The sequence below is a fragment of the Sphingobacterium sp. PCS056 genome, from assembly GCF_023273895.1.
Lineage (GTDB): Bacteria > Bacteroidota > Bacteroidia > Sphingobacteriales > Sphingobacteriaceae > Sphingobacterium.
In genome coordinates this window covers 2,632,560-2,649,136 of sequence record NZ_CP096883.1, presented here as the reverse complement: position 1 = coordinate 2,649,136, position 16,577 = coordinate 2,632,560, and the positions used below count along the sequence as shown (strand labels likewise).

The following is a 16,577-nucleotide window of genomic DNA, read 5'->3' as shown; positions in this document are numbered from 1 at the left end:
CTTTGACCGTTAATCGACTACTTCAACCCCGATAACTTAAAGGGTCTAACGTTTCAATTGCTCCGATAAAGTAAAACATTTATTAAGAGCAGTTCGTTACGCTAGACCCTTGTTGTTCTATGATGACTTGATTGAGAAATTGAGAACCAACGTTATTGTTATATGTAGTTATCTTCCGCAAGTGGATCAGTTTGATTATTTTTCGTGTAAAATTGCTGTCATTTCCAAGCTCGATATTGGAAAGGAAAGAAAACATCTTTTAGCTTTATTGTTCTTATTAAAAATTCTCATATTAGGGATCAAATCATGGAAAAACAAGTAAACGCAGATGAATTTGTAGAACGTTTTATGTTTGGTAGTTTAGACCACCTCAAATATATGCGTTCACCGGTAAAGATCTTTCGACTTAGCGAAATTGCACCCTATATTAAATTTCCAACTCCCCCCATTTTTCTAGGTTACAATTTACTAGTACACATTACCGAAGGCTATTTCAAGCACCAGATTGGTCCGAAGGAATATGTTGTCCAAGCGCCTGCTATCCTAATGAGTAACTATGGAAATATATCGGTGATCAAATCTGTAGACAAATCTGCCAAAGGACACTGTATATTGGTCAATGATGCCGCGATGACTTCCATATTCCGAGAGCAAGAAATCTTAAATATTTTTAATATTTCACCGTTGCATAACCTTTCCGCGGAGGATGATCATGACCTGCATCAACTCTTTAGGCTCCTTTACAAAGAACTTCACACCGCATCGCCGTATAAAGAGTTGTTTGAGAGTCTTTTAAAATCGGCATTATTAAAGATTATCAAGCTTTCTGCCACCAACAAGATGCTCAATCGTAGTCAAGAGATTGCCATGATGTTTAAACAGCTTGTCCACAAGAATTTTTTAAAACAGAAGGAGATTGGATTTTATGCCGATAAGCTCGCCGTATCCCCTAATTACTTAAACAGGTGTGTATCCACCGTATTTAAAAAATCATCCAAAGAGCTTATTCTAGAAGTATTGGTCATGCATAGCCAGTTGCTGCTATTCGAATCAACAAAAAGCATAGCCGACATTTGTTACGAATTAGACTTCTCCGATCCATCCTATTTTTCGCGAATCTTTAAGAAAATTGTAGGCATGTCGCCAACCTCTTATCGAAATGAATCCAAATAGATTTTATTGACATATGCACGATTTGTCCTATTATTTATACTAAACAATACACATGGGTTACGTTTTTAGGCTTATTTTTGTAGAAAGCGATGGTCGATATGCAGTCAGTTTTCAACAAAATTTATGCTACTCCCCAAAAAAAATATTTTTTGGATTCAGGAATTTCGTTACCTTACCTATGTTCTTACTTTTCATCTGAAAATTTAAGAGACGGTGAACAACTAGCGTTTCTGCATATGCCCTTTCGTAATTGTTCATCATTTAATTCTATATTTCAAGATGCTTAACTTTTTAGAACAATCAACCATGACCCAAGATTTCGATATTTTCATATCCACTTTTAAGGAAAGATTATCCAGTCTATTTAATCACGAATACGATTACAATAAGCTAAGTCTATCGCGCGATTTGCCACCTGATTTTTTGAGCAAGATCATGGATATGACTCCCCTTTCGGTTGCTATTCCAGAAAGCCATGGTGGCCGTGGTGTTCACGTAAAAGAATGTTTAGGTGTTCTTGCTGCTGCATCCTATGAGTCGTTATCCCTATCGCTCATATTTGGTATCAATATCGCTTTATTCCTTGAACCACTAGCAAAATATGGTAATCTTTCTGTTCAGGAAAAAGTATTCAAGCGATTTTTGGAAGATAAGGCAATGGGTGGTCTGATGATCACAGAGCCTGACTTTGGTAGTGATGCGCTCAATATGCGTACCTCTTACGTACAACAAGATGATGCTTACCATATTCAAGGACAAAAGCATTGGCAAGGCCTGACGGGAGCCGCTGACTATTGGTTGGTTACCGCACGCAAGAAAAATGAAAATGGCGAACTGACGCGCGACATCGATTTCTTCTTAACCGAAGACGCACTTGAAGAACAAAAGATTATCGTCGAAAAACGTTACAATAGTTTAGGTCTGTATGCCATTCCTTATGGGCTGAATCATATTGATATCCAAGTCCCATCGGCACAGCGTTTAACGCCAGAAAGCACTGGTATCAAATTAATGTTGGATACGTTGCACCGCAGTAGGCTTCAGTTTCCGGGCATGGGTATGGGTTTTATCAAGCGTATGCTGGACGAAGCGATGCAGCACTGTCAGGAAAGACGCGTGACAGGTATGCGTTTAAATGAAATGGATACTGTAAAATTCCAATTATCACGTTTACAAGCAGCCTTCACACTCTGTTCGGCCATGTGTGCGTACAGTACCTCCGTCAGTTCAATCAGTCATGACCTTTCCAGCCATGGAGTTGATGCCAATAGCGTAAAAGCATTTGTGACCGATTTGATGCAAGAATCATCACAAATATGTTTGCAGTTGTCAGGAGCAAATGGATATCGATTAGACCACATTGCTGGTCGAGGCGTCGTAGACAGCAGACCTTTCCAGATTTTTGAAGGATCCAATGAAATGCTATACACGCAGATTGCAGAAGCCATCGCAAAATTAATGCGAAAAGGAAAAGAGAATAACCTGTTGTCCTTCTTGAAACAATATAAGGGAACAGAATTAGCTGCGCCATTCTTTTCCGAAATCTTAAACTTCAATCTTCCGGATCAACCCAAACAACGCGAAATGATGACCATAGGAAGAATCATATCACGTGTCGTTTGTTTTCAATACGTTTTATTGATAAACAATGCCGGATTTAACGATAAGATGACCGAGATCACCCGCCAGCATATCCATATGGATATATCGATGTTTGTCGGACAGTTAAACAGCAACAATACGGCAGATCCATTAATGGATTATGAAGAAAATGCCGATTGGATGAAGTTCACATCGCTATAATTTTAACGTATTTATATTTCAATGGCTGCAAAATAATCCGAACTATTTTGCAGCCATTTGCATTCCAGCACATCGAGTAGCGATCGCCATAACATACAGATCCTTTGATACGATAATCTATCTCTTGTCTTAAAAATAAGAATTTTATAAAAAAATTTAATTTGATAAGATAAAAAGGTGATGACGACACTATTTTAAAAATAGCTATTATTGAAGCTTAAAGGCATTAAATCAGTTGTTTTTAAACTCTAACATGTATAATAAAAAAATTAAATACAAATAATTTCAAATTTTCCGGTTTCCCGTAAAATCCCTTGTAAGGGAAATTTTATCTTTGTTATATTCACATTTGAGGTAGATGGGAATTTTTATTTACACAGTTTTCAACTGACTATGGCTTTCCCCAAAAAAGTGATAGTTGCTGTAAACACATTGATTAATCGGTTAGTTGGTTTATCAAGAAAAAGGGTTAGCATACAGATCGTAGGCTGACCCTTTTTCAATTTAAAGATACATTTCACATAAATACAACATCAAAATAGGATATATCGCAGTCATTTGCTTAAATTTAAACAGGATATAAAAAGAGAACAAGCGTTTCTTTTTCATTACCATTAAAAAACTCCTGTTTATGTTGAAAAAAATTATTTTGGCTGGCCTTTTTACGTGCAGCATTCATTTTTTAGCTCTTTCCCAATCTCATGAACTCCGGTTAGGCATTAACGCTGGTTTTTCCAATTTCACAGGATCAGGCAGTGCAGCCCTCAGTAGCTTAAATGGCACAGACAAACAAAGTTATTACACCAACAATCCATTCGGTAAAAAGTATGGAATTAATATTGGTGGCGCCATCAATTACCGCTATGTGTTTAGCAGTAATTTCCTATTGGGTATCGAAGGATCGTTGGAGCGACTACAAACTAAAATAAATTTAGAGGGCAACGACTTTTTAAATAATAGCCGGGGCATGACCAAATTAAATCAGCAATTTTTAAATTTCAACCCTTTCTTTGGTTATCGTGTGCTTTTCGAGCCGATGACGATGGATATCCAATTGGGTGTAGATCTAGCCAAAACACTGAGCATAAAGGAAAAAGGAAGCTTCGAAGATAAACAAGGTAATATAACAGAATTTGAGCACGACAGAGGTACTGATTTAATGAAAGTAGACGTCAGACCCCGATTGCAATTTAATGTTAATTACGATCGCTATACCGTATTCACAGGATACTCTTGGGGTACCAAAGATTATACATCCGGCATGGATGGTAGGTCAGCCCAACCAGCCCGATTGAATGTCTTTCGATTTGGTATCCAATATCAATTGATCAAACCATCGATCCGTTAATCCAGATCAAACAAACTTTTTAATACCCATATAAAATCCTCCATGCTATTCAAAGAGATGGAGAATTTTGTATGGGCATACGTTCGATCCATTAGATCAGCCCGATATCTTTCGAATAAGCAATAAGCTGTTCATTTTTTGAAAACTCCAATACTTCTTTCATCAAGCTGAGACGCTTCTCCACACTGCTCAATCCCGAAGGTTTGACTTGTTGCTGTTGCAAATAAAATGGGATTTCTTTTTGGCGAACACCTTGTGACAATAGCGAAATAATATGGATATCCAGGGTACTAAATTCGTGAGAATTCTTTTCGCGAATCGACTGTTTAATTTCAGGAGATTGATACGATTTATCCTGCTGTGCAGCATGAAGTGCCTCTTTGAGATATTGTGCATCTCGTCTTGCTTTACGAACATAGCCATTAATCGCTCGATTTTTAAACAGTTCATCAATGACCGCAGTGCGACTTTCAGCAGACAAAACAATTATTTTCAAATTCGGCTGCAAAACTTTGACCGCCTGGATGAGTTCAATACCACCCGTTAAACGTTGAGGGTTGTGATCCGCTTCAAAAATAAGATCTGTGATCAAAAGATCATAAGGTTCACCATCTCTTAGCGCGTTTTTAATCCAAGTCCATGCATCATCACAATAATAAACATATTTAGCCTCTTGAATTCCAAGTTCTTGAAGAGTTTTTTGAACCGAAATATTAGCTATTTCGTGATCTTCGGCTATGAGTACTTTTTTAAACATACATTTTACATCTTTTATAGAATAGGCATCGAAATTTCAATTTTTAATCCCTCTTCTGCTTGAGTTACAAAGGTAATCTTGCCATTTAAATTGAAAATACGGTTTCCCGTACTAGTAAGACCGTTGCCTTTGACCTGCGAATCGGACATGCCAATTCCATTATCGCTGTAAAAAACACGTAATAAGTCAACATCCCAATCAAAGCGAATGATCACATTTGTTGCTTGACTATGTTTGCGCATATTTACCATAAACTCTTGTAATATACAAGTGATCTGCTCTTTGGTATCGACATGGATGCGCGCCCATTGTTCGGCATCATTACCTGCGATAATCACTTTCCGGTTTTCGGTCACAAAAGATTTAAGCAATTCAGCAATCTGGATATGATAATCCTGTTGTTCAGATTTCGCTTCTTCGGTTTCGTAGGAGATATCACGTGATTTCTCGTACATCATTTCTAATCGGTCGAGTATACCATCCTGATCGATATCCTCCCTATTTTCAATCTCCATCATTACCCGATACAATCCATTGGACACCACATCATGAATTTTCCTGGAGATATTAAGCTGATTTTCTTTGATTCTATTTTGAGCTTCCAATTGAAGTCGCTCCTGACGTCTTTTATACCAAAATATTCCCGAAATGATCACAATAATAGAAAATATGGAAATTACTGCCGTATACATACGCTGGCGACTGATATTATAAGCTTTATCGGCATTATCTTTTTGAAGACTCAGATTATCCGCCTTATTTTTTTCAACCTCATACCGAATCATGGTAAACTGATTTTTAGCAACAAGTCTTGCTTGCTGTAAACTGTCGTTCAGGCTATTATAAATACTAAAATAATATTTCGAAGAATCGCTGGGACTTAATTTTATTAATGTTTTTAAAGCCCTAATTTGATCATCAGGACTTTCTATTTTTTTAGCGATATCATACCATCTTTTAGCAAATATTAAAGCCGAATCTGGATTTTGCTTTTCATAATATTCGGTAATATGTGCTAAACTTGAATTTTGGCCACGAAAATCCTGCTCATGCTCACGGATCTGTAAAGCTCTTTGAAAGTCATGAATTGCAACGTATGTTGAATCCTGCTTGCATTTGACTCTTGTCAGATTTGATAATACACGTGCATATTCAACTGGATTTTTATGCGTACCATGGAGGATATTATCAAATATTTTACGCGCTTTTTCATACTCTTTATTATAGAGATAGGCATTCGCTAAATTATTACGATAGACCATTGTATTTTGTGGATCATCCGAATATTTAATTGCCTGCTCATAAAAAAAAATAGCACGTGGGTAATCATAAAGTTCATCCGTAGAAAGACCAAGCGCATTGAAATTCATTCCGAGAATAGTTTGATGTTCAGGTTTTTTCTCATCAAGAAAAAGGATTGCCTGCAGTGCTGTTTCCTGTGAACCAAAATAATCGCCCTTCTCTTTCTGAGTGATGGCCATGTTAATTAAACACTTTGCAACTTGCAAACTATCACCCTGCTCTAAAAACACCAGTTTTGCCGCATCAAAATAGTAAAAAGCACTATCTGCATTTCCACTATTGACATATTCGAAAGCTTTTTCATAAGCAGGGTTATCAATAGGCATCTCTTTTTGAAGAGGCTCCTGCCTACAAGAAATAAAAATTATTAAGTATAAGTATACACTAAAGCGTTTCAATAAAGTAACTATTTTTTTCGAAAGTATTGATTTTTGCCAGTATAAACAACCTGTTAACCAAAATAAAATAGAACGAAGTTTTGTAACTGTGCTATTATTTTTATTTTAAATATAATGGCTTATAATCTAAAGAATAGACATTAAAACTTCAATGTTCACCCCCTTTTCTTCTTGATTTATAAAGGTAATACTACCATTTAAACGTTCAATACGATTACCAATACTCCTTAAACCATTTCCGTCTACTTGCGATTCGGACATTCCAACTCCATTATCGCTGTAATAAATACGTAATACATCAACATCCCAATCAAAGCGAATGATCACATTTGTTGCTTGACTATGTTTGCGCATATTTACCATCAACTCTTGTAATATACAAGTGATCTGCTCTTTGATATCGACATGGATGCGCGCCCATTGTTCGGCATCATTACCTGCGATAATCACTTTCCGGTTTTCGGTCACAAAAGATTTAAGCAATTCAGCAATCTGGATATGATAATCCTGTTGTTCTGGTTTCGTTACTTCGGTTTCGTACGAAATATCACGTGATTTCTCGTACATCATTTCTAATCGGTCGATTATACCATCCCGATCGATATTCTCCCTATTTTCAATCTCCGTCATTACCCGATACAATCCATTGGACACCACATCATGAATTTTTCTGGAGATATTAAGTTGATTGGCTTTGATTCTATTTTGAGCTTCCAGCTGAAGTCGCTCCTGACGTCTTTTGTACCAAAATGTTCCTCCAATAATCACCACCACAGAAAATATGGAAATTCCTGCCGTCCACATACGCTGGCGACTGATATTATAAGCTTTATCGGCATTATCTTTTTGAAGAATTAGATTTTCTGCCTTATTCTTTTCCACTTCATAACGGATCATCGTAAACTGATTTTTAGCAGCAATCCGTGCTTGCTGTAGACTGTCGTTTAGGCTATTATAAATCTCAAAATAGTATTTTGAAGAATCACTGGGACTTAATTTAATTAATTTTTTCAATGCCAGAATTTGATCATTCGGACTTTTTATTGTTTTAGCGATAGCATACCTTCTTTTGGCAAAAATAAGAGCTGAATCCGGATTTTGCTTTTCGTAATAATCTGTAATAAAAGCTAGACTTGCATTTTGGCCCCAAAAATCTTTTTCTTGTTTTCTGATTTTTAATGATATCAAATATTCATGAATAGCCGGATAAGTTGGATCTTGTTGCCATTTAATGCGTGCAAGATTTGCTAATACACGTGCGTATTCAGCAGGGCTTTTATGGGTTCCCTGTATAATGTCAGTGTAAATTTGTTGAGCTTCTTCTAATTTTTTATTATTAAGAAGACTAAATGCTAAATTATTGCGATAAACCAATGTGTTTTGCGGATCATTCGAATATTTGATTGCCTGTTCATAAAAAGAAATAGCACGTGGATAATCTTTTATATCATCTGTAGCCATTCCAAGTGCATTGTAATTCATGCTCAAGAAAGCATGATGCTCGGTTTTGTTTTCATTTAGAAAAGGAATTGCCTGCAATGCTGTTTCCTGTGCCCCAAAATAATCAGCTTTTTCATGCTGTGTGATGGACATATTAATTAGACACTTTGCGACAAACAAACTATCACCCTGTTCTAAAAAAAACTGTTTAGCAGCATTAAAATAATAAAACGAACTATCTGCATGTCCATTCTCCAAATATTCAAAAGCTTTGTCATAAGCAGGGTTATCGATAGGCATCTCCTTTTGAAGAGGCTGTTGCCTACAAGAAATAATAAAGATGAGGTATAAATATAAACTAAAGCGTTTCAATAAAGTAGCTATTTTTTTTTCGAAAGTATTGATTTTTTCATATTAAAACCAACATCTTACAAAAATAGAAAAAGTGCCTTCATCATATTTTGAATGGATTATAAATTAAAGAATAGGTATCGAAACTTCAATTTTAAATCCCTTTTCTGCTTGATTTACAAAGTTAATCTGACCGTTTAAACTTGCAATACGATTTCCAATACTTGTTAGACCATTTCCTATCGCGCACGATTTTGGCATACCGATTCCATTATCGCTGTAATAAATACGTAATACATCAGCATCCCAATCAAAGCGTATGACCACATTTGTTGCTTGACTATGCTTGCGCATATTCACCATCAATTCCTGAAGGATATGATGGATCTGTTCTTTGGTATCGGCATGGGTGCGCGTCCATTGTTCAGCATCATTACCCGCGATAATCACTTTGCGGTTTTCGGTCACAAAAGATTTAAGCAATTCTGCGATTTGGGTATGATAATCCTGTTCTTCCGGTTTTTTTTCTTCGGTTTCGTACGAAATATCACGTGATTTCTCGTACATCATTTCCAATCGATCGAGTATACCATCCCGATCGATATCCTCCCTATTTTCAATCTCCGTCATTACCCGATACAGTCCATTGGCCACCACATCATGAATTTTCCTGGAGATATTAAGCTGATTGGCTTTGATTCTATTTTGAGCTTCCAGCTGAAGTCGCTCTTTACGTCTTTTGTACCAAAATCCCCCTCCTACAACTAGTATTAAACATAATACAGAAACAGCACCGATCCAGATACGTTGACGGCTGATATTATAAGCTTTCTCGGCATTATCTTTTTGAAGACTTAGATTATCTGCCTTATTCTTTTCAACCTCATAGCGAATCATGGTAAACTGATTTTTTGCAGTAAGACGAGCTTCCTGTATGCTATCATTCAGCACATTATAGGTCTGGAAATAGTATTTTGATGAGTTATTAGGACTCAATTTAATTAATTTTTTCAATGCTTTAATTTGATCATGTGGGCTTTCTATCCTTTTTGCTATATTGTACCATTTTTTAGCAAAAAACAAAGCGGAATCTGATTTACTAAACTCATAATATTCCGTAAGATATGCCAAACTAGCATTTTGACCCCAAAAATCCTTTTCTTTTTCTCTGATTCTTAATGAGATTAAAAATTCATGAACAGCCGGGTAAGTTGGATCTTGTTTCCATTTTATACGTGCAAGATTAGCAAGAATCCGAGCATATTCGATAGAATTTTTATTCGTTTTCTTTAATATACTAGCGTAAATTGCTTGAGCCTCGGTAAATTCTTTACTATCCATGAGACTAACCGCTAAATTATTGCGATAAGCCAATGTGTTTTCTGAATTATCAGAATATTTGATTGCCTGTTCATAAAAAAAAATAGACCGCGGATAATCTTTAAGATAAAAGCTAGCAAGTCCCAGCACATTGTAATTCATACTCAAGAAAGTATGATGCTCAGTTTTGTGTTCGTCAAGAAAAGGGATTGCCTGTAATGCTGTTTCCTGTGCACCAAAATAATCAGCCTTTTCGTGCTGTGTAATGGCCATATTAATTAGACACTTTGCAACATGCAAACTATCGCCCTGCTCTAAAAATACTTGTTTTGCTGCATTAAAATAATAAAACGAACTATCTGCATGTCCATTCTCCAAATATTCAAAAGCTTTATCATAAGCAGAGTTATCAATAGGCATCTCCTTTTGAAGAGGCTCTTGCCTACAAGAAATAAAAATGATGAGGTATAAATATAAACTAAAGCGTTTCAATAAGGTAGCTATTTTGTACTAAAATATCGAATTTTTACTTCAAAAACAACCAACTTGTTAAAAACAAAATAAGTAAATACAAAAATCCAGACTCTTATATTACACTATAAAATTATAACATGATTCAAATAATTCTTTATATTTTATAAAAAAGAAGCTCTCTCTAAAATTGAGAAAACTTCTTTTTATCTTGTAATTATACATTTCTATTTTCCTGGACGAATAGGGATAGTTACACCTCCATGATCCGTTCCATCACCGTCATTATCGTCCGTCTGTATACTATACATTGTTTGGTCGTTACTTGTATTGCTATTGGAAGGATTTCCAAATAAAAGGGCTAAAATGAAATACCACATGTTTCAAAAAATTAAAAGTCAAAAACCTGGTAGTCCCGCGAGCTTCGTGCTCGGGGTTACTACAATGTTTTCAGAAGGCCTTCTGAATTTTTTGGGAAGTCTGTGAGTGGCTATCGCGGGAGCTGTTAACTGCTTCCCAAACCGGTTAAAAACTACCGCAATAGGTACTCGTTCAAAATCTATTCGTCACTTTCCTAGAAAGGACTAGTTGATCGATCAACTGATTTCGAAATCAAATTTATAGCACTTAAAATTCTAATTATCAGGTAATTCCAATATTTCCACATATTCCGCAACTATTCCAAAAATTCCGATTATTCCATGTGTAAAAAGCTCATAAATGATCTTGAATTTTACGGAAAACCGTAAAATCAGACCATATCGTTGGTTTAATTTTGAACAATGTTTGAATTTGAAGAATTTAAAAAAGAGGTTATTGGAACCTATAGAGACATGCTATTGCGACATGAATTGGATACTCGATTAGAGCATCCGACGCCAGGCAATTTGAGAAATTTAAGCCTCAAATTGTATGCAAATGGATTGTCGAAAGAAGATATCCAAGTATTTCAAGATTTCTTTAATCCTACGAATAAGTATGCTGATCTTGAAACGGGCATTCGTCGTTTTGAATTGGATAAATTGAAGCCACTCAAGAACTTTATGATGGCCAAGACAAGCAATCCAGATGAAAATATTGTCAAACTATTGGCTATACTGATCCAATTTTCGTCAAGACCATTTCATAAATGGCGTCAATTACGTCATCAAAAAAAAACAGTTCTTCCAAAACATCTAGAACATATAGAAAACCAGAATATTAAAATTAAAACAGAGGGAAAATATGAAGGAATAGGGTGTCAACAAGTTGGTATGAAGGAGAGTGGAATGGTCGGAATCGACAATCGTATAGATGAGAATCAGGACATTCAACAACATCTTGACGAAAAACAGAGTAAAGAAGGTGCAGGTAACAAGAGTAAAGAAAAGGGCATTCAAGATAGCCTAATCGAAAATTCCAATTTTAAAAATCAACATTCCAAAACACACTTTAAAAATAGATATAGAGGAGAAGAAATCTTTGCCGAAATAAAGAAAGAAAAAAGGTTAGAAAATAGATGGACTGGAATACAGCAACATGTATTATATACAAAAAAAGAAGGATCGAACAAAAATAGTAGCTCTGGTCTTCATCAAAAAAAGACACGATCATCATCCAACATATATCCAAAAGAAGATTGGATATTCCCTCAGGATAGTTTCTTCATGATCAGAACCCCTATTGCAGCAAAGGAAAAAAAAAGTAATACCATAAGTCTTAATTTCCAATGGAAACATCTTTGTTATCTATTGGGATTTACATTATGTATGATTTTACTATGCATAACCACATATTTTTTAACATCAAAGCTGCGCATGTGTTGGATTGAAGTCCAGTATGTGACTTCTGACTACCCCTCTTATGATAAGCAGCAAGAAATTCCTTTCCTTGACCAAGGTGAATTCAGTTATTTAAAAAAAATAATAGCACCTCCCCAGACCTCAGCTGCAACTGGTAGCAATCGGATTTCAGATCCTAAATCGACTGCTAGTATTATAGCAGGCCATTCAACAGCCCACCATCCTCCAGCACTACGAGACTCTATAAAACCGACACCTCACTATGTTATCTTACTCTATGCCGGTGAAAACCATACAGAAGCGAGTATCCTAAAAAAGTACAGAAGCGATTAAAATAAATAAAGCCACATTTCTCAACGTGACTTTACCAAACATATATGATTAATTAAACAGTTACAAAAAATGAGTAAACGATTTGGAAATCTAAAATGCTGATGATGTTCAGATACCTTTCCCATTGTCGTTCGAGTGAATATCGATCAATTTATTAAAAAGATCAATATCTGTTGAATAAGTGATTCGTCGACCACCATCAGTGTCACCATATCATTGATCTGCTCCACCTTATCTTTCTTCAGATAAGATGCAGAAAACGGATTTCCATAATGCTTTTTTACTGTAAAGAAGCACCTATCTCAATATCATGTATTAATTCCTCAAAACAAATTAGTCGAGTAACGGCAATTGCTACTCGACCAATTCTATACTTATCCGGCATCAAGATCAAATAATTTTCTCTTGGTCAGAGCCGCTAAGATTCATGTTTATTTCTATTTTCAAAGAAATACCTATTTTAAAAATATGAGCAACAAATTTGCCGATTTCGAATAAAATAATCCCGACGAATACATATAAACCAATTTAAAATTATTCAATTACTCCCACATAAACACCTGCTGCAAATATACTACCTGCTACAATCCATGCTGCCCCTTTTCCCGCTTATAACTACTATTGAGTATCGAATGTACATGGAGCAGAAATTTCCTATCAATCTGCTTTCAGATGTAATAGATCTTCGTTCGTATTTTTATTTTCAGAACTCCTCTTTTTAAGAAATAGGAAAAATTGAATACTATTTATTAGCAAACAATTCCATAAATTACATGCAAAATTATCATCTTATTAAATTAAAAAAGTTAAGCAGCAAAAGACTTCATTGCTATAAGAGTAGGTTAAAATAAATTAATAAAAGCTGCCAAAAAACAGGAAATCAAAATAGCAATATAGCCTATTAAATACTTTACCCACATAAATTTTCCGACATCAATAACAAAAATAAAGTGGGACGAACTACTGTAAATCACTCTGTTTCATTTCACAAATTACAGTTGCTCAATGCTCAAAAAAAGCATTGGCAGTAGTATTTGAAAAATTATATTAACCTGCAAAAATATATCTGATTTGTAGATGATCGAACTGTTTAAAGGTGTCAATTACAAATCCGTAATAGATTGAAGTAATAGATATCATTTCCTTTATCAATATCCTTGTGACATAGAAAAATTACTTATTTTAAAATGTTAAACCTTCTTAAAAATAAAGAAACCAATTTTACTATGATGGTCCTGCACACTGCACGATTTACTAACATGTTTGAGTAAATAATAAGTAATCATAAAATCGCCCATTGCAACTAAAATAAAAATATAACCGAAAAAATAAATCAATATATTACCTATAGACAAGCCTATCAAAATCGGAACTAGTCCTAAAACAATTGCCGGCATAATTATACCTAAAATATAAGAATTTCTTTTTAGAGGAGCCTTACAATGGCAGTAAGGTGTTAATGTTTCTTTTATAATTCCAAATTTTATTGATTTAAATCCACCAATATTTGAACAGAGTACCCACGTAAGTCCATGTAGTAATTCATGTAATACAATTCCAAATAATATAGAAATAACGATATACAGACAGTATAAACTTAGATCAACTGCGCTCATACCGTGTACATGATGTCGAATATTTTCAATTTCAAATTGATGTTTCCAAATAGCGTAATAGCATATAAATAGCATCAAACTGATAGGGAACACCAATTTTAATATCAAATTACTAGCATCTTTCTCTTTAATTGTAAATTCCTCTTTCTCTGTTTCACTTAAAATACGACTCATCATGAATAAAGTAAATCAATTTAATTCTCTCAATATTAATCGAAAAACGCTTATTGTTTTTCGATTAATATTATATTTTAGGAGACTAGATATTTTCCTGCCTTAATCAAAAACCAAGTACAGCATATTATCCAAGCAAAAATGAATATAGTTCTGTAATAGTTTTTAAATCGCTTTTTGCTGTTCATTAAGAAAATAACTCCTTAGCAGCTGCAACTAAACCAACTCCAGCCGCTACGGCACCAAAACCTATCCCAACACCTTTAAGAATTGCTGCCCCTGCAATGATTGGTAATATCCCACCATCAATTTGAATCATTTCTTCTTGACTCAAATTCTCTAATTTCAATGTTAAATGTTCCATATTTTAAAATTTCAATTATTTATCTTTATTTGCTAAATACATACCTACTCCTACAGCTGACAATCCCAATTGTACTCCCCAAATGATTCCGATAGCAACAGCTGGTAAAAATCCCCCTTCAAAATTTACCATCTCATTAGTATCCAATTCCTGAACACCGATTGATTTTAATTCTAAGTTATTCATATTTGTATTTATAAAAAATTACTCCTACTCTATTAAGCCTTTTCGGATAACTGCTTTGTTGATCAACAATACTAAATTAAGTGCCTTCAATGCTCAAAAAAAGCATTTGCAATTGTATTTGAAAAATAATATCTACCTGCCGAAATATGTCGGATCTGCTGATGATTGAGCTGCTGGATATCGACCTTAATCTGAATAGAATACTCTTCTTGATAATAATAAGTATTTCGAGATCGATCATACTCCAACGGAGCCCCTATCCCCTTTAGGTACTCAATAATACGCGCTAGTCTCGATACAGAAAGTCCAAGACGAGTTGCAAATTCAGCTTGTGTACCTGTTCTCCTCTGACGGATCAATCGATCCATTAAGTTGATCCTTTCAATGTATTTGAATAATTGCATAACCTATGATTTAATGTATATGATTAGAAAATTTAATATCGCCCGATACCTGATAATGCAGCATCAAAAGGCTAAATAGCGAATTATATCGGGCTCGTATCATTTCGGATTCGGATTTGATGAGATTATTTTTACTCGTATTAATATCGTAAATGGACGCTTTACCAGCCATAAAACTCAGTTTAGAATACGCCAATGATTCCTGTGTTGCAGCAAATGCTTCGGTCGAGATCTCATATTGCTGCTTACTCTCTATCCAGTCGAGCTGCAACTTTTCTAAGATCTGTACCTGTTGCTGTTTTTCATGATCCCCCAACAGTCCAATTTCCTTTTTACGCAAATTCAGCTGCTGCAACTGCCGCTTCGTCTTCCCTTTATTAAAAATGGGAACCGTGACCGCTACAGCAATTTGCTGCGCAAAATTATCTTTGGTCTGAACAAAAAATAGGCGTTCATTGGGCACCTTAAAAGCATTGAAATACGTAGTTCCCAGACTAGCCGAGCCTTTGACCATGGGATAGTCTGCAGCTTTGATCAGCTTAGCTTCCACCTCTAATTCCAGAAGCTGATTTTCAAGTTTTGCAAGAACGGGATTGTTTTCAAAAGCTGCTGGGATAAGATCCGATGTAGACCTGTTGACCTCCGTTTTAAAAACCTCTGCTTCCAGCACAGGGTCGTCTACGATTAACGTATGATAATCCGTATAATTCATATACTGCGCCAAGGTTAATTTTGCCTGCTGAGCTTCTTTGTGATACTGCTGAAATTGCTGTTTTTCCCTTGCCAGATTCGCTTTGGCTTCAAATACGACCGCAGGTGCAGATGCCCCTATAGCTGTACTTTTCTCCGCTTTATCAAGCAGTTGCAAGGAAAAATTGATTGCCGAATCCTGCGCCTGTACTAAAGCCTGAGACAGCAACACTTCCAAATAACTTTGCACGACCTTAAGCGTTAAATCCCTTTTTAAAATTCCCTTTTCCAGTTCCTCCTGTTCCGATTGCAGCGTTGCTTTCTTCGCCTGATTGCGCAGATAATTATATTGATACAGCGTGACCTCCGCATTGATCCCCATATTGCTATTGAAGTTATCATTGCGGCGGATCGTGCCAAATACATCTTGCGAGTGACCAAATGTGCTGTACCCATTAAAATATCCACCTACAGCAGGCAAACGTTCCCTACGCGCCATTTCCTGATCCAGATTTTTAATCGCCACTAAAATATCCTGACGTTTTATTGGCAGATTATGATCGATCGCATAAGCCACACAGTCCGCCAGAGACCATCGCTTCTGAGCCCATGCCGCCCCTATTGTCCAAGAGAACACGAGTATGATGAGAAGTAATTTTTTCATGA

General features: G+C 35.6%; 14 protein-coding genes. 4 read left to right on the top strand and 10 right to left on the bottom strand.

Annotated features, from left to right (window positions below; translation table 11 throughout):
- The first annotated feature begins 306 nt into the window (after positions 1-306).
- The 3 genes from MUB18_RS11030 (at position 307) to MUB18_RS11020 (ending at position 4,324) form a co-directional block, all read left to right on the top strand.
- Entirely contained in the window at positions 307-1,173 is an 867-nt protein-coding gene (locus MUB18_RS11030) for a helix-turn-helix domain-containing protein (protein WP_248753092.1), read from the top strand.
- Between the two features lie 279 nt (positions 1,174-1,452).
- Positions 1,453-2,976, top strand: coding sequence for an acyl-CoA dehydrogenase family protein (locus tag MUB18_RS11025; RefSeq protein ID WP_248753091.1), 1,524 nt, complete (start codon positions 1,453-1,455; stop codon positions 2,974-2,976).
- 631 nt (positions 2,977-3,607) lie between these two features.
- Positions 3,608-4,324, top strand: coding sequence for a hypothetical protein (locus MUB18_RS11020; RefSeq protein WP_248753090.1), 717 nt, complete (start codon positions 3,608-3,610; stop codon positions 4,322-4,324).
- Positions 4,325-4,415: 91 nt separating this feature from the next.
- On the opposite strand, the gene MUB18_RS11015 is transcribed toward MUB18_RS11020, so the two are convergent.
- The 5 genes from MUB18_RS11015 to MUB18_RS10995 all read right to left on the bottom strand — a co-directional run bounded on the left by MUB18_RS11015 (position 4,416) and on the right by MUB18_RS10995 (position 10,743).
- On the bottom strand, positions 4,416-5,081 hold the full coding sequence (locus tag MUB18_RS11015; protein WP_248753089.1) for a response regulator: 666 nt from the start codon (positions 5,079-5,081) through the stop codon (positions 4,416-4,418).
- 14 nt (positions 5,082-5,095) lie between these two features.
- Positions 5,096-6,709, bottom strand: coding sequence for a tetratricopeptide repeat protein (locus MUB18_RS11010; protein WP_248753088.1), 1,614 nt, complete (start codon positions 6,707-6,709; stop codon positions 5,096-5,098).
- A gap of 198 nt (positions 6,710-6,907) precedes the next feature.
- Positions 6,908-8,521 (bottom strand): tetratricopeptide repeat protein, encoded by a 1,614-nt coding sequence (locus MUB18_RS11005; protein WP_248753087.1) that lies wholly within the window; start codon positions 8,519-8,521, stop codon positions 6,908-6,910.
- 177 nt (positions 8,522-8,698) lie between these two features.
- Positions 8,699-10,312, bottom strand: a complete 1,614-nt coding sequence (locus tag MUB18_RS11000) for an ATP-binding protein (protein WP_248753086.1) — start codon at positions 10,310-10,312, stop codon at positions 8,699-8,701.
- 278 nt (positions 10,313-10,590) lie between these two features.
- Positions 10,591-10,743, bottom strand: coding sequence for a hypothetical protein (locus MUB18_RS10995; protein ID WP_248753085.1), 153 nt, complete (start codon positions 10,741-10,743; stop codon positions 10,591-10,593).
- 402 nt (positions 10,744-11,145) lie between these two features.
- Here MUB18_RS10995 and MUB18_RS10990 point away from each other — a divergent pair, with 402 nt between their 5' ends.
- Positions 11,146-12,477: a hypothetical protein gene (locus MUB18_RS10990; protein ID WP_248753084.1), complete on the top strand. Its 1,332-nt coding sequence runs from the start codon at positions 11,146-11,148 to the stop codon at positions 12,475-12,477.
- Positions 12,478-13,667: 1,190 nt separating this feature from the next.
- Here MUB18_RS10990 and MUB18_RS10985 read toward each other — a convergent pair.
- From MUB18_RS10985 to MUB18_RS10965, 5 genes are all read right to left on the bottom strand, one after another.
- Complete coding sequence (locus MUB18_RS10985) at positions 13,668-14,270, bottom strand: DUF3267 domain-containing protein (protein ID WP_248753083.1); 603 nt, start codon at positions 14,268-14,270, stop codon at positions 13,668-13,670.
- A gap of 184 nt (positions 14,271-14,454) precedes the next feature.
- Positions 14,455-14,631, bottom strand: coding sequence for a hypothetical protein (locus MUB18_RS10980; RefSeq protein WP_248753082.1), 177 nt, complete (start codon positions 14,629-14,631; stop codon positions 14,455-14,457).
- A gap of 15 nt (positions 14,632-14,646) precedes the next feature.
- Complete coding sequence (locus tag MUB18_RS10975; protein ID WP_084405257.1) at positions 14,647-14,817, bottom strand: class IIb bacteriocin, lactobin A/cerein 7B family; 171 nt, start codon at positions 14,815-14,817, stop codon at positions 14,647-14,649.
- An 86-nt stretch (positions 14,818-14,903) separates the two neighbouring features.
- Positions 14,904-15,221 carry a hypothetical protein gene (locus MUB18_RS10970; RefSeq protein ID WP_248753081.1) on the bottom strand — a complete coding sequence of 106 codons (318 nt, stop codon included), beginning with the start codon at positions 15,219-15,221 and terminating at the stop codon, positions 14,904-14,906.
- A 10-nt stretch (positions 15,222-15,231) separates the two neighbouring features.
- The gene (locus MUB18_RS10965; RefSeq protein ID WP_248753080.1) at positions 15,232-16,575 is read right to left on the bottom strand and encodes a TolC family protein; all 1,344 of its coding nucleotides are present in this window, start codon (positions 16,573-16,575) and stop codon (positions 15,232-15,234) included.
- Between the last annotated feature and the right edge of the window lie 2 nt (positions 16,576-16,577).

What these genes read in the sequence shown, in the direction of transcription:
- MUB18_RS11020 (WP_248753090.1), top strand. Translation starts at nt 3,608, where the DNA reads ATGTTGAAAAAAATTATTTTGGCTGGCCTTTTTACGTGCAGCATTCAT.
- MUB18_RS11030 (WP_248753092.1), top strand. Translation starts at nt 307, where the DNA reads ATGGAAAAACAAGTAAACGCAGATGAATTTGTAGAACGTTTTATGTTT.
- MUB18_RS10970 (WP_248753081.1), bottom strand. Translation starts at nt 15,221, where the DNA reads ATGCAATTATTCAAATACATTGAAAGGATCAACTTAATGGATCGATTG.
- MUB18_RS10965 (WP_248753080.1), bottom strand. Translation starts at nt 16,575, where the DNA reads ATGAAAAAATTACTTCTCATCATACTCGTGTTCTCTTGGACAATAGGG.
- MUB18_RS11015 (WP_248753089.1), bottom strand. Translation starts at nt 5,081, where the DNA reads ATGTTTAAAAAAGTACTCATAGCCGAAGATCACGAAATAGCTAATATT.
- MUB18_RS10995 (WP_248753085.1), bottom strand. Translation starts at nt 10,743, where the DNA reads ATGTGGTATTTCATTTTAGCCCTTTTATTTGGAAATCCTTCCAATAGC.
- MUB18_RS10990 (WP_248753084.1), top strand. Translation starts at nt 11,146, where the DNA reads ATGTTTGAATTTGAAGAATTTAAAAAAGAGGTTATTGGAACCTATAGA.
- MUB18_RS10985 (WP_248753083.1), bottom strand. Translation starts at nt 14,270, where the DNA reads ATGATGAGTCGTATTTTAAGTGAAACAGAGAAAGAGGAATTTACAATT.
- MUB18_RS11000 (WP_248753086.1), bottom strand. Translation starts at nt 10,312, where the DNA reads ATGCCTATTGATAACTCTGCTTATGATAAAGCTTTTGAATATTTGGAG.
- MUB18_RS11010 (WP_248753088.1), bottom strand. Translation starts at nt 6,709, where the DNA reads ATGCCTATTGATAACCCTGCTTATGAAAAAGCTTTCGAATATGTCAAT.
- MUB18_RS11005 (WP_248753087.1), bottom strand. Translation starts at nt 8,521, where the DNA reads ATGCCTATCGATAACCCTGCTTATGACAAAGCTTTTGAATATTTGGAG.
- MUB18_RS10975 (WP_084405257.1), bottom strand. Translation starts at nt 14,817, where the DNA reads ATGAATAACTTAGAATTAAAATCAATCGGTGTTCAGGAATTGGATACT.
- MUB18_RS11025 (WP_248753091.1), top strand. Translation starts at nt 1,453, where the DNA reads ATGCTTAACTTTTTAGAACAATCAACCATGACCCAAGATTTCGATATT.
- MUB18_RS10980 (WP_248753082.1), bottom strand. Translation starts at nt 14,631, where the DNA reads ATGGAACATTTAACATTGAAATTAGAGAATTTGAGTCAAGAAGAAATG.